Origin of the sequence: Stenotrophomonas sp. NY11291 (genome assembly GCF_023277365.1) — a bacterium.
GTDB lineage: Bacteria > Pseudomonadota > Gammaproteobacteria > Xanthomonadales > Xanthomonadaceae > Stenotrophomonas > Stenotrophomonas geniculata.
This window is the reverse complement of sequence record NZ_CP096975.1, coordinates 2540295-2552522: the sequence shown is the minus strand read 5'-3', so window position 1 is coordinate 2552522 and position 12228 is coordinate 2540295. Positions and strand designations below refer to the sequence as shown.

12 protein-coding genes are annotated in these 12228 nt (G+C 66.3%); 8 read left to right on the top strand and 4 right to left on the bottom strand.

The window, feature by feature from the left end:
* Positions 1-10: 10 nt before the first annotated feature.
* The gene (locus tag M1L61_RS11990) at positions 11-988 is read right to left on the bottom strand and encodes a DUF1852 domain-containing protein (RefSeq protein ID WP_054171777.1); all 978 of its coding nucleotides are present in this window, start codon (positions 986-988) and stop codon (positions 11-13) included.
* A 56-nt stretch (positions 989-1044) separates the two neighbouring features.
* Positions 1045-1632 (bottom strand): FMN reductase, encoded by a 588-nt coding sequence (gene msuE / locus M1L61_RS11985; protein WP_043395912.1) that lies wholly within the window; start codon positions 1630-1632, stop codon positions 1045-1047.
* Between the two features lie 75 nt (positions 1633-1707).
* Between msuE and M1L61_RS11980 the strand changes: the two genes are divergently transcribed.
* The 3 genes from M1L61_RS11980 (at position 1708) to M1L61_RS11970 (ending at position 4163) form a co-directional block, all read left to right on the top strand.
* Complete coding sequence (locus tag M1L61_RS11980; RefSeq protein ID WP_019337726.1) at positions 1708-2622, top strand: LysR family transcriptional regulator; 915 nt, start codon at positions 1708-1710, stop codon at positions 2620-2622.
* Complete coding sequence (locus M1L61_RS11975; RefSeq protein ID WP_019337725.1) at positions 2622-3506, top strand: methylenetetrahydrofolate reductase; 885 nt, start codon at positions 2622-2624, stop codon at positions 3504-3506. The genes M1L61_RS11980 and M1L61_RS11975 overlap by 1 nt, the downstream gene beginning before the upstream one ends.
* Before the next feature lie 276 nt (positions 3507-3782).
* The gene (locus M1L61_RS11970; RefSeq protein WP_248853499.1) at positions 3783-4163 is read left to right on the top strand and encodes a hypothetical protein; all 381 of its coding nucleotides are present in this window, start codon (positions 3783-3785) and stop codon (positions 4161-4163) included.
* A gap of 61 nt (positions 4164-4224) precedes the next feature.
* Here the strand turns inward: M1L61_RS11970 and M1L61_RS11965 are convergent, their stop codons facing one another.
* Positions 4225-5127, bottom strand: coding sequence for a LysR family transcriptional regulator (locus tag M1L61_RS11965; RefSeq protein ID WP_248853498.1), 903 nt, complete (start codon positions 5125-5127; stop codon positions 4225-4227).
* 109 nt (positions 5128-5236) lie between these two features.
* Between M1L61_RS11965 and M1L61_RS11960 the strand changes: the two genes are divergently transcribed.
* The 5 genes from M1L61_RS11960 to M1L61_RS11940 all read left to right on the top strand — a co-directional run bounded on the left by M1L61_RS11960 (position 5237) and on the right by M1L61_RS11940 (position 10668).
* Complete coding sequence (locus tag M1L61_RS11960; RefSeq protein WP_191851443.1) at positions 5237-6358, top strand: 4-oxalomesaconate tautomerase; 1122 nt, start codon at positions 5237-5239, stop codon at positions 6356-6358.
* Positions 6359-6433: 75 nt separating this feature from the next.
* Positions 6434-7492 carry an ABC transporter substrate-binding protein gene (locus M1L61_RS11955; RefSeq protein ID WP_248853497.1) on the top strand — a complete coding sequence of 353 codons (1059 nt, stop codon included), beginning with the start codon at positions 6434-6436 and terminating at the stop codon, positions 7490-7492.
* A 14-nt stretch (positions 7493-7506) separates the two neighbouring features.
* The gene (locus M1L61_RS11950) at positions 7507-8340 is read left to right on the top strand and encodes an ABC transporter ATP-binding protein (RefSeq protein ID WP_143993698.1); all 834 of its coding nucleotides are present in this window, start codon (positions 7507-7509) and stop codon (positions 8338-8340) included.
* Positions 8324-9100 (top strand): ABC transporter permease, encoded by a 777-nt coding sequence (locus M1L61_RS11945; protein ID WP_005409726.1) that lies wholly within the window; start codon positions 8324-8326, stop codon positions 9098-9100. The genes M1L61_RS11950 and M1L61_RS11945 overlap by 17 nt, the downstream gene beginning before the upstream one ends.
* A gap of 134 nt (positions 9101-9234) precedes the next feature.
* Positions 9235-10668 carry a porin gene (locus M1L61_RS11940; protein ID WP_248853496.1) on the top strand — a complete coding sequence of 478 codons (1434 nt, stop codon included), beginning with the start codon at positions 9235-9237 and terminating at the stop codon, positions 10666-10668.
* Positions 10669-10692: 24 nt separating this feature from the next.
* On the opposite strand, the gene M1L61_RS11935 is transcribed toward M1L61_RS11940, so the two are convergent.
* On the bottom strand, positions 10693-11940 hold the full coding sequence (locus M1L61_RS11935; RefSeq protein ID WP_248853495.1) for an arsenic transporter: 1248 nt from the start codon (positions 11938-11940) through the stop codon (positions 10693-10695).
* Positions 11941-12228 lie beyond the last annotated feature (288 nt).

The window sequence follows — 12228 nt, the reverse complement described above, 5'->3', positions numbered from 1 at the left end:
AATCGATGGATCAGCGGGCAGCCCACTGCTCAAGCACGGCGCGATACGGCTTGATGAAGTGTTCTTCGGTGAACTTGCCCTGCTTGACCGCCAGCTGGCTGCGCTCTTCGCGGTCGTAGACGATGCGGGTGGACGAATAGTCCTGGTGCTTCAGGCTGGGCTGGTAGACCTTGCCGGCCACGGAGTTGGCGTTGTAGATCTCCGGGCGGTAGATCTTCTGGAACGCTTCCATCGTGCTGATGGTGCCGATCAGTTCCAGATTCGAGTAATCCCCCAGCAGGTCGCCCTGGAAGTAGAAGGCAAGCGGCGCCACGCTGCCCGGTGGCATGAAGTAGCGCACCTGCAGGCCCATCTTGTCGAAATACTGGTCAGTGGGAGAGAACTCGCCCTGGCGGTATTCCACGCCCAGGATCGGATGGTGGTTCTCGGTGCGGTGGTAGGTCTTGCTGCTGGATACGCTGATGCAGATCACCGGCCCCTTGCTGAAGTTGGCACGGTAGGCGTCAGACTCCAGGAAGTGCTTGAACAGCTTGCCATGCAGGTCGCCAAAGCCCTCTGGAATGCCGAAGGTGGCCTTGCCCTCGTTGCTGGCCGGCAGCACCACGCTGAAATCGTAGTCGCGCACGTAGGACGAGAAGTTGTTGCCGACGATACCCTCGGTACGCGCACCGGTCTGCGTGTCGACAATGGTTGGGCGCAGGACCTCGATCAACGGGAACGGATCACTGCCATCGCTGCCGTCGATGTGCATCTCCACCGAGATGATGTCCAGCTCGACCGCATAGCGATCCGCGCTCGGGTTGTCCCAGTGCGCCAGATCGTTGAAGCGGTTGTTGATCATGCTGATCGTGTTGCGCAGGTTCTCCTGCCGGGATGCCCCGCGCGCCAGATTGGCGAAATTGGTGGTGATGCGCGTGCCATCGGCGGGCTGGTAGTCCTCGTTGAAGGGGATGCGCGTGATGCTGAAGGTGAAGGTGTCGGTCGTCATGGGCGGCGTTCCGTGTTGCGGGGTGGCATCCGGATGCGGGCGAGGGCATCCGGCATTCAAAGCGCTGCGGCGGCCTCAAGGGCGGTGGCACGATGGCGGGGCAGCGCCAGCAGCGGCATGGCCCGCCGTACCGCCAGTCGCGCCCGCTCGATCAGGGCGTCGCTGTGCACGCGGCCGTCGGCGAAATCGCGATCGGTGGCGTAGACACCCAATGGCAGGGTGCGCGCCTGGAAGAAGCTGAAGAGCGGGCGCAGCTGATGGTCGATCACCAGCGAGTGGCGCTCGCTGCCACCGGTGGCGGCCAGAAGGATGGGGGTGTCGACCAGTGCGTCCTGGTGGATGAAGTCGAAGAAGTGCTTGAACAGCCCCGTGTACGAACCGCGGTAGACCGGCGTTGCCACCACCAGTACGTCGGCCTGTTCAACAGCAACCAGCTGCCGCTCCACAGCGTCGGGCAACTGTGAGCGCCACAGTGCGCCGGCCAGCTGCGGCGCCAGCTCGCCCAGTTCGATCAGGTGTTGCTCGCAATGGATGTCCTCGCCGATCAGGTCCAGCAGATGCTCGGCCAGCGTGGCGGCCCTGGAAGGGCGTTGCAATCCGCCGGAGACGGCGACGATTCGAAGGGGGTGGGCAGGTGAAAGCATGACCCGATCCTAGTCAGTGCCTTCCATGACGTAAAATGGTATTACTTCACCAATCCATGAGCGAGATTCATCGTCATGCTGGAACGGATCCACCTCAGCATCGTGCAGCAGGTTGAGCAGCAGGGCTCGCTCACCGCCGCGGCCGGCGTGCTCAACCTGACCCAGTCAGCCCTGAGCCACAGCATGAAAAAGCTGGAGCAGCAGCTCGGCACCGATGTGTGGCTGCGCGAAGGCCGCAGCCTGCGGCTGACCCAGGCCGGGCAATACCTGCTGGCAGTCGCCAACCGCGTGCTGCCGCAGCTGGACCTGGCCGAGGAGCGGCTGGGCCAGTTCGCACAGGGCGAGCGCGGCGCGCTGCGCATCGGCATGGAGTGCCATCCCTGCTACCAGTGGCTGTTGAAGATCGTCTCGCCGTATCTGGCCGCGTGGCCGGATGTGGATGTGGACGTCAAGCAGAAGTTCCAGTTCGGCGGCATCGGCGCGCTGTTCGGCTATGAGATCGACCTGCTGGTCACCCCCGACCCATTGCTGAAGCCAGGCCTGAAGTTCATTCCCGTGTTCGACTACGAGCAGGTGCTGGTGGTGGCCAGCAACCACGCCCTGGCCAAGGTGGACTACGTAAAGCCGCGCCAGCTCGGCCAGGAAGTGCTGATCAGCTACCCGGTGCCGTTCGAGCGCCTGGACATCTACAACCAGTTCCTGCTGCCGGCCGGCATCACGCCGCGGCGCCACAAGGCCATTGAAACCACCGACATCATGATGCAGATGGTGGCCAGCGGCCGCGGCGTGGCTGCCATGCCGCGCTGGCTGGTGGAGGAGTACGCCACGCGCATGGACGTGGTGCCCGTACGGCTGGGCGCCAAGGGCATCCCCAAGCAGATCTACCTGGGCGCGCGCGAGGCCGATACCGGTATCGACTACCTGCAGGCCTTCATCGAACTGGCCCGCAACAGCTCGCCGCTTGCCGGCAATGCACGCGAGGCGCGCTGATGCCGGTCGGTACCTCAGCGCACGCGGAAGCCTTCATCAACGCCTTTTCACTGGAAGTCAGCGCGAAAGCCATGCCTGCGCTGCGCGCCGAGGCGGCCCGCATACCGCGCGGCACAATCATCTCCATTCCCTGGCTGGCCAGCGAGGACGACGACGCACGCCTGGCCGCCGCATGCGCGGTGCGCGAGCTCGGCTTCGAGCCGATGCCGCATCTCTCCGCGCGGCGTATCGGGTCACACGCAGCGCTTGAACGCTTCCTGGAACGTACCGCCGGCGAAGCCGGGGTCGCGCGTTGCCTGCTGATCGCGGGTGACCTGGCCACGCCCATCGGACCATTTGCAGACAGCGCGTCGATCATCGAGACCGGTCTTCTGGAGCGACACGGTATCAAGGTCGCCGCCATCGGCGGGCATCCGGAAGGCCACCCGGTAATGAGCAGTGACGAACGCTGGCAGGCGCTTCAACACAAATGCCAGCGCATAGAAGCACGCGGCATGGCCCCCTTGATCGTCACCCAGTTCGCGTTCGATGCCGATACCGTGCTGACCTGGCTGGATGCACTGCGCACGCGTGGCATCACCGTTCCGGTGCTGGTCGGTGTGCCGGGTCCGGCCAGCATCACCCGCTTGCTGCGTTATGCGGCGATGTGCGGCGTAGGCGCCAGTGCATCGATGCTCGCCCGGTATGGCATCTCGATCGGCCGCCTGCTCGGAACGGCGGGGCCGGAGGTTTTCGTCGATCGCCTGGTGAAGGGGTTGACCAGCGCGCATGGCCAGGTCAGTCCGCACCTGTTCCCGTTCGGCGGTGTTGCGCCCTCGCTGGAGTGGATCGAGCAGTACCGGCAGCGTGGTCGCGGTGCGCGCGGCGTAATCCACGAAGACTGACAGCTGTCACTGGTCGCCATTGGGGCGGAAGCGAATAGTGAGCGCCAAGGCGAGGGCCCCTCGCCACCGCTCACCAAGGGACCGCTCATGTTCGTCGGCAAGTACTGCCGGTACCTGGCCTCGTTGCGGATGGATGCGGCAGGCAAGGGGCTGGAAACCGCAGGCTGATTGACCTGGTAGTGCCGGCCGCTGGCTGGCTTCCCCATGCAGCGTTGCGCGGGGCTGGCGCAGGCGTCACGATGCCCGCCACTGGCCAACACCGGAAACGCTGACGTCATGAAGACCACATCCTGGTTCTGGATCAACGTGGCCAGTCAATTCGGCATTGTCGCAGCCCTGGCTTGGCTGCCCGCACGGTGGACGGGGCAACTTGTGGAAGCCCTGGCCGGGACTCAGCCGGCTATCGGCGACACCCGCCATTTGGCCTTCATAGGCTCCATGTTCGGCTTCTGCGTGACCGCACTGATCCTGATGGGGGTGTTGACTGTCACCGGCGAACTGCTGGGTTTCTCCAGGCCCTATGCGCGACGGTCGGAGGCCCAGAACGAAGCGCAGGCCGTCCACCCGAAGGTACTGCTGACTGCATTCGCCACGCTCTCATGGGTGGCCGTGGGATCGCTTGCAGGTATTGCGTCGATCTTCGCGGCCTCGTCATGAAGGGCGGCCCTGTCAGCGCCCAGTGTGCCGGAACGGATGGGTGCGTGAACTGCGGGGCTGCTCACGCCTCCCCACGCCACTGGCTCATCAGCATCTGCAGGAATCGCTCCGCCGTGGGCGAGAGCAGGGCGCCGCGGCGGCGGACGATGCCGATCGTGCGTGACACCACCGGGTTGCCGATCGCGCGCGTCACCAGGGTGGGGTGATCCCCATCTGGCGTGGCCATCTTCGGCAGCACCGACACCCCGATGCCCGCCTCGACCATGCCCAGTGACGTCGACAGGTGGGTCACTTCGTAGTGCCAGCTCAACTTGAGGTTCTCGCGCGCCAGCGCACCATCCAGCAGCGTGCGGTTGCCGCTGGTGCGATGCACGGTGATCAACTGGTGCTCGGCCAGGTCGGCCCATTCCACCTTGCGCTTGCGCGCCAGCGGATGATCGCGACGGCACGCCAGCACGAACGGGTCCTCTGCCAGTACGTCGAAATCGAGATTCGGATCGTTGGCGCCCATGAAGTTGATGCCGAACTCCACTTCGCCACGTTCCACTGCCTGCAGACCCTCCGTGGCCGGGATATCCAGAATGCGGAAGCGCACGTTCGGGTGCGCTTCGTGGAAACGCGCCATCACGCTGGGCAGGAAGTAGAACGCCGCCGTCGGCAGGCAGGCGATGGTCACTGTCGCGCCGCGGGTGTCCTCGCGGCCGCGCAGCGAGAACAGTGATCCATCGAATTCCTCCAGCATGCGGCGCACCAGCGGCAGCAGGTTCTCGCCGACAGCGGTGGTACTGACGCTGCGCGTGGTGCGCTCCAGCAGCGGCGACCCCACCGCCTGTTCCAGTTTCTGGATACGCCGGCTGAATGCTGGCTGGGAGACGTGCAGGATTTCCGCGGCGCGATGGAAGCTGCGGGTCTCCGACACCAGCAGGAACGCACGCAGATCCAGGATTTCGCAATTGATGCTCATTAGGTATCAATCATCCAAAAATCAGCAATTCACAGATCAATTGGGGTCATGCCAGTATCGAATCACAGAGGGGTCATTCATCCCCTATACGCATCAATCTAGCACACGTATGTCCAACGATCTGCTCAGCATTCCCTGCGTCCTCATGCGCGGCGGCACCTCCAAGGGCCCTTTCTTCCTGGCCAGCGACCTGCCGGCGGACACCGCCGAACGCGATCGCCTGCTGCTGGAAGTGATGGGATCGGGGCATCCGCTGCAGATCGATGGCATCGGCGGAGGCAACGCGCTGACCAGCAAGGTGGCGATCATCGACCGCTCCAGCCGTCCGGACGCCGATGTCGACTACCTGTTCGCCCAGGTACGGGTAGAGCAGCAGGTGGTGGATACCTCGCCCAACTGCGGCAACATGCTGGCGGCCGTAGGCCCGTATGCCATCGAGCGTGGGCTGGTGCAGGCGCAGGATCCGCAGACCGAGGTGCGCATCCACAACGTCAACACCGGCAAGCTGATCGTCGCCACGGTGGAAACGCCCGGCGGCAACGTGGTGTACCGAGGTGACACGCGCATTGCCGGCGCGCCGGGCTCGGCTTCGCCGGTCAGGCTCTCCTTCCTTGATGCGGCAGGTGCCCGCACCGGCAAGCTGCTGCCCAGCGGGCACGCGCAGGAGACCATTGATGGAGTGCCGGTCAGCCTGGTGGACTGCGCGATGCCGATGATGCTGGTGCGTGCCGAAGACCTGGGCATGCGCGGCGATGCCCCGCCCGCCGAACTGAACGCGGACGCGGTATTCATGCGCCGGCTGGAAGCGCTGCGCATCGAGGCGGGCGCCCGCATGGGCATCGCCGACGCCGGCAACAAGGTCATTCCGAAGCCGGTGCTGCTGTCGGCGCCGCAACATGGGGGCGATCTGCAGGTGCGCTATTTCATGCCGCATCAATGCCACACCGCGCTGGCCATTACCGGTGCCGTTGGCCTGGCCACCGCCGCCGTCACGCCGGGCACGCTGGCCCACACTTTGGTCGGATGCCTGTCCGTTCCCGGCCGCATTACCCTCGAACATCCGAGCGGGGCCCTGGAGGTGGGCCTCAGTCGCAGCTCGGGCGATTCGCCGGTGATTGCCAGCGTGGTCCGCACCGCGCGCCGCTTGTTCGAGGGGCGCGTGTACGCGACTTCGCCCGCGCCCACCACGGCCAGTGCCACCCAAGCCCGCCAATGGACGTCAGCGGCATGATCTGAATCCGGACGGGCCGGCGTAGACACGCATGCCCGCCATTACAACGTAGATGCTTCACTCCTGGGAGGGATGATGTACAAGCAGTTCCTGATGGCCGCGCTGTGCGCGGCTGGTCTGGCCGCGGCCGGATGCAGCAACAGCGGCCGCGCCGAAGGTGCGACCACAGGCAGCGCTGACAATGCACCGGTACGCATCAGCGTCGGCTCCTACAACCTCAACAACCTGCCGTTCTTCATCGCCGACGCAAAGGGCTATTTCAAGGATGTCGGTCTCGAAGTGAAGACCGAGAACTTCGCCCAGGGCGGCTCCAAGGTATTGCAGGCGCTGGTGGCCAATTCCACCGACGTGGCCGTCGGCTTCTACGACCACACCATCCAGATGCAGGCCAAGGGCAAGGACGTGGTGGCCTTCGTGCTGCTCTCGCGCAACTCCGGCCTGGTGATGGCCGGCCGCGAGGATGCCACCTTCGATCCGGCCCGCCCGGAGACCATCAAGGGCCAGAAGGTCGGCATTACCGCACCGGGCTCCTCGTCAGACTTCTTCGTCCGTCACTTCCTCGCCCAGCATGATATTCCGGCCGATAGCATCTCGCTGATCGGCGTCGGCTCGGGCGCCGCAGCGGTCGCCGCGCTGGAGCAGGGCAAGATCGACCTGCTGGTCAACTACGACCCGGCCGCCACCCTGATCACCGAGCGCAAGGTCGGGAAGATCCTCCTCGACGCGCGCAGCGATGACGGCGCCCGCCAGGTCTATGGCGGCCTGTACCCGACCTCGGTGATGTACGCCAACCAGAGCTTCCTGGACAAGCGACCGGAGGCGGCCGCGAAGATTGCCCGGGCCGAGCAGATGGCGCTGAAGTTCATCGCCGACAACAGCGCCGAGGAGATCGTCGCGGCCCTGCCGGACAGCTACGTCTCCGGCGACCGCGCCACCTATGCCCGCGCGGTGGAGAACGCCCGCGCGATCTTTACCCGGGACGGTCACTTCACGCCGGCCGACCTGGAAACCCCACTGAAGGTGCTGCGCGAGTTCAACACGGATGTGGCCAAGGCCAACATCGATCTGTCCAGGACCTACACCAATGCCTTCGTCGAGCGTGCCAACGCTGCGGCGCCGGCGGCCCAACCGTAAGCGGAGGTAACCCCATGGCCCTCAATGCCACCGTGCGCCAGCTCAACGGCGCGCCGCAGCTGGAGCCTGCACAGACCATGGTCGCCCTCAACAAGGTGACCATGTCCTTCGGCGAATTCACCGCCGTGCGTGATGTCGACATCCAGGTGGGTGACGGCGAGTTCCTTGCCATCGTCGGCCCGACCGGCTGCGGCAAGAGCACCATCCTCAATTCCGTGGCGGGTCTGCTGAAGCCGTCTTCCGGGCAGGTCAGCATCGACGGCCGCACCGTCAGCGGTGTGCAGGAGTCGGTCGGCTACCTGTTCCAGCAGGATGCGCTGCTGCCGTGGAAGACGGCTTACCAGAATGTTGAACTCGGCCTGCGCTTCCGCGGCGTGCCCGAAGCCGAACGCAAGGCCAAGGCCAACGCGTGGCTGGCCAAGGTCGGCCTGGCCGGTTTCGAGCATCGCTACCCCCATCAGCTGTCCGGTGGCCAGCGCAAGCGCGTGCAGATGGCGCAGGCGCTGATCGTCGAGCCGAAGGTGATCCTGATGGATGAACCGTTCTCGGCGCTGGACATCCACACCCGGCACCTGATGCAGAACGAGCTGCTGCGCCTGTGGCAGGAGGACCGGCGCTCGGTGATCCTGATCACCCACGATCTGGAAGAAGCGATCGCCCTGGGGGATCGCGTGGTGGTGCTGTCCTCCGGCCCAGCCAGCCGCGTGGTGCGCAGCTTCGACGTGGATCTGGAGCGTCCGCGCAATGTGGCCGAGATCAAGCTGGATGACCGTTTCACCGACCTGTACCGCGACATCTGGGCCTGCCTGCGCGGCGAAGTGGAGAAGAGCTATGCACGCCAAGACTGACAAATTCATCCAGCTGGCCCTGGTAGTCGCCGTTTTCGGCGGCTGGGAAGGCGGTATCGCGCTGGGCGTGATCGATCCGTTCTTCTTCCCTTCGCCAACAGCGATCGTGCAGCAGGCCTGGACCTGGCTGTCCGATACCTCGTTCTACCAGCACGTCTACATCACCCTGACCGAAACCGCGCTGGGCTACATCATCGGCACCGGCCTGGGTGTGGCTGGCGGCGTGTGGCTGGGCCTGAGCCGACGCTCGGCGCGTATCCTCGACCCCTTCATCAAAGGCTTCAACGCAATTCCGCGCGTAGTGCTGGCGCCGATTTTCGTGTTGTGGCTGGGGCTGGGCCTGTGGTCGAAGGTGGCGCTGGCGGTCACCCTGGTGTTCTTCACCACGTTCTTCAATGCCATGCAGGGCGTGCGCGAGGTGAATCCGGTGGTGCTGGCCAATGCCCGCATCCTGGGCGCAAGCCGTAGCGACCTGCTGCGCCATGTCTACTTCCCTGCAGCAGCCAGCTGGATCCTGTCCTCGCTGCGCACCTCGGTGGGCTTCGCGGTGGTCGGCGCGATCATCGGTGAGTACCTCGGGGCCTCGGCGGGCCTGGGTTACTTGATCGCGCAGGCCGAGGGCAACTTCAATGCCGTGGGCGTGTTCGCCGGCATCATCATCCTGGCCGCCTTCGTGCTGGTCATCGACGCCCTGCTGGACGTGGTCGAGAACAAGCTGATCACCTGGCGTCCCAACGCCCAGGCACAGGCCACCAGCTGAACCGGCCGCGCTGAGCCGGCCCGCCGCGCCGCCGGACCGATCCGGCGGCGCGCACTTCCTCCCCCGATCTTCCCCCGCACCACCGCAACAGGCCAGCGCCGGGCCAGGGGGCCGGCTGGCCGGAGAGAGAGCCCATGAATCATTCCACCGTGCTGCCGCTGGCAGTGCTGCCGGTCGCGCTTGGCCTGCTGTTGGCCAGTGGCCATGTTGGCGCCCAGGCTGTTTCGTCCCCTCCCGCACCACTGAGCCAGGCCGAACTCTCACGCCTGGTGCAGCAGCAGGCGCTGCAGATCCAGCAGTTGGAGGCGCGCCTGCGTGCCGTGGAAGGCGGGCGCGGCACTTCCGGCGCGGCGGTCGCAACGCAGGCTCCCGCGCTGGACACCCGCATTGCCGCACTGGAATCCAGCCAGGCCAAGGCGCCCAAGGTCACCTGGTCCAAGGGCGCACCGGAATTCAGCAGTGCCGATGGCAGCGTGGTGTTCCGTCCGCGCGGACGCCTGTTCGTCGACGCATCCAGCACCGATGGATCCTCAGTGAGTGACCGCAACATCTCCGGTACCGAGATCCGCTCGGTGCGGTTGGGCGCCGAAGGCCGCTACGGCATCCTCGGCTGGGCGGTGGAAGGTGACTTCGCCGACAACGCGGTGGCGTGGAAGTCGGTCTACGCCACCGTGGACCACCGCCTGTTCGGGCTGCCGGCCGACCTGACCGTGGGCAACCGCCTCAACGACCGGGGTATCGACGGCTCCAGCAGCACGTCCAACACGCCGTTCCAGGACCGCAACGTGGTCGGCACGCTGATGCTGCCGCAGCGCGGCCTGTTCGGTGTCGGCCTGACCGAGCGCGTGTACGGCAAGGACTGGCATGCCAGCCTGTCGGTGGCCGGCAACGATCTCAACAACACCGGCACCGACAACGACAGCCAGACCTGGGCCACGCGCGTGCATTGGAACCCGGTGGCCAACGAAGCGGTCACGGTGCACCTGGGGGCCTGGGCCTTCCACGAGGAGATCGCCGCAGGGGCCAGCGGCGTCGTCCGCAGTTCGGCCATCGCCGGGCACTTCAACGACCTGGTCAAGATCGCGCCGGGCACACTGCTGGGCGCCGAGCGCAGCACGGCCCATGGCGCGGAACTGGCAGGCTTCTTCGGGCCGGCCTGGGCGACCGGCGAATGGGGTACGCGCAACCTGCGCGGGGCCGACGCCAGCGGGCGCTACGATCTGGACCACCAGGCCTGGGCGATTTCGGCTGGCTGGTTCCTGGCCGGTGCAAGGCCGGCCTATTCGGGCAAGGCCGGCACCTGGGGCCGGGTCAAGGTGGCCGATCCTGTCACCCGCGGCGGCGCCGGGGCATGGGAACTGAAGGGGCGCTACGAGGATGTGGACTATGCCGAGCTGCCCAGTGGCGGTACCGGCCACGCGTGGACGCTGGGTGCGAACTGGTATCTCAACGACTTCAGCCGCGTGATGTTCGAGGCGATCCGTTGGCAGGCCCGCAACCGCAGCGGCACCGGCCAGGGCAGGGATGAAGGCACCACCTTCAACACCCGCCTGCAGGTGGCCTTCTAGAAGCGCATGCCGCTCGTGCGCCGATCAGAGCAGCAGCAGTGCTCCGATCAACGCCGGCGGCATCACCAGCGCGCCGACGCGCAGGAAGTCGAGCGCGCTGACATGCTCGCCCTCGCGGCGCAGCGCCACCAGCCACAGCATCGTCGCCAGCGAACCGGTGACCGACAGGTTGGGTCCCAGATCCACGCCGACCAGCAATGCGGCACGGGTCTGCGCCGGCAGGTCGGCCATCTGCCCCAGCGAACCGGCGGCCAGGCCGACCGGCAGATTGTTGGCTACGTTGCTCAGCAGCGCAGCCGCGCCACCGGCCAGCCAGCTGGCCTGGCGGGGAGATGCCTGCGCCAGGGCCTGCAGGGCGCTGGCCGCGGTCTGGATGACACCGGTCTGCGCCACCGCTTCCACCAGCACGAACAGTCCCGCCACCAGCGGCAGCACGCCCCAGGACACGTGGCGCAGCAGTGGCAGCGGGCTGCGCCGCTGACGGATCGCCACCACCGCCACACTCAGCGTGCCCGCGCAGAACGTGGTCAGGCCCAATGGCCCGTTCAAGGCGGACGTGACCAGCAACACGCTGCCGGTGAACAGCACGCCCAGTGCGCTCAGCCGGCCGCCGTCGGTCAACGGGCGATGCACCGGCGCGGCCACCAGCGGCTGGGCGATCTCGCGCCGGTGCACCCAGCGCAGGACCAGGTAGGTGGCACCGATCGCCGCCGCCGACGGCAGCGCGAACTGCGCCAGCCACTGCAGCAGCGGCGGCATGTGCTGGCCGTACACCACCAGGTTGGCCGGATTGGAAATGGGCAGCACGAAGCTGGCCGCATTGGCGATGAAGGCACAGACGAACAGGTAGGGCAGGGGATTGGCGCGCGCCGCCTTGCAGGCGGCGTAGACCGCCGGCGTCAGCACCACGGCCGTTGCATCGTTGGACAGGAACACCGTCACCAGCGTGCCGACCAGGAACACCAGGTCGAACAGGCGTCGCCCCGATCCGCCCGCATGCCGGACCGCGTACAACGCCACCCAATCGAACAGGCCTTCGCGCCGCGCCAGTTCGGCCAGCATCATCATGCCGACCAGGAAAAGGTAGACGTCGCGGCCTTCGGCCACCGCGCCCCATGCGGTGTGCAGCGACACCGCGCCCAGCAACGGCAAGAGGGCGGCAGCGCACAACGCCCACACATATTCGGGGATGCGGAAAGGACGGAACAGCAGGCCGATGGTGGCAACGGCGACCGCTGCCCAGATCACGAGGGGGGCTTGGGGGGCGAGCATGGAGTGGGGCTTCAGCGGCACCGGCAGCGACCCCGGCGCAGGGGGTCCTGGCGCGCGCGATCAGCGGATGGGCGGCCGCTGCAATCATCGCAGGTTCCGGGTCGCCGCATCATACCGTGCGGCGCGGCATGGCGACCGCTGTAGTCGACCGCGCTGCAGGTGGGCCGGAGCGGCGCCCAGCCCACCTTCAGCACTCAAGCGCGGCATGACTTCAGGCACTGCAGTTTGACTACACATGTAGTCAAACTGCACACACGCTCATTGGACGAGATTGCGATGCCAAGATCC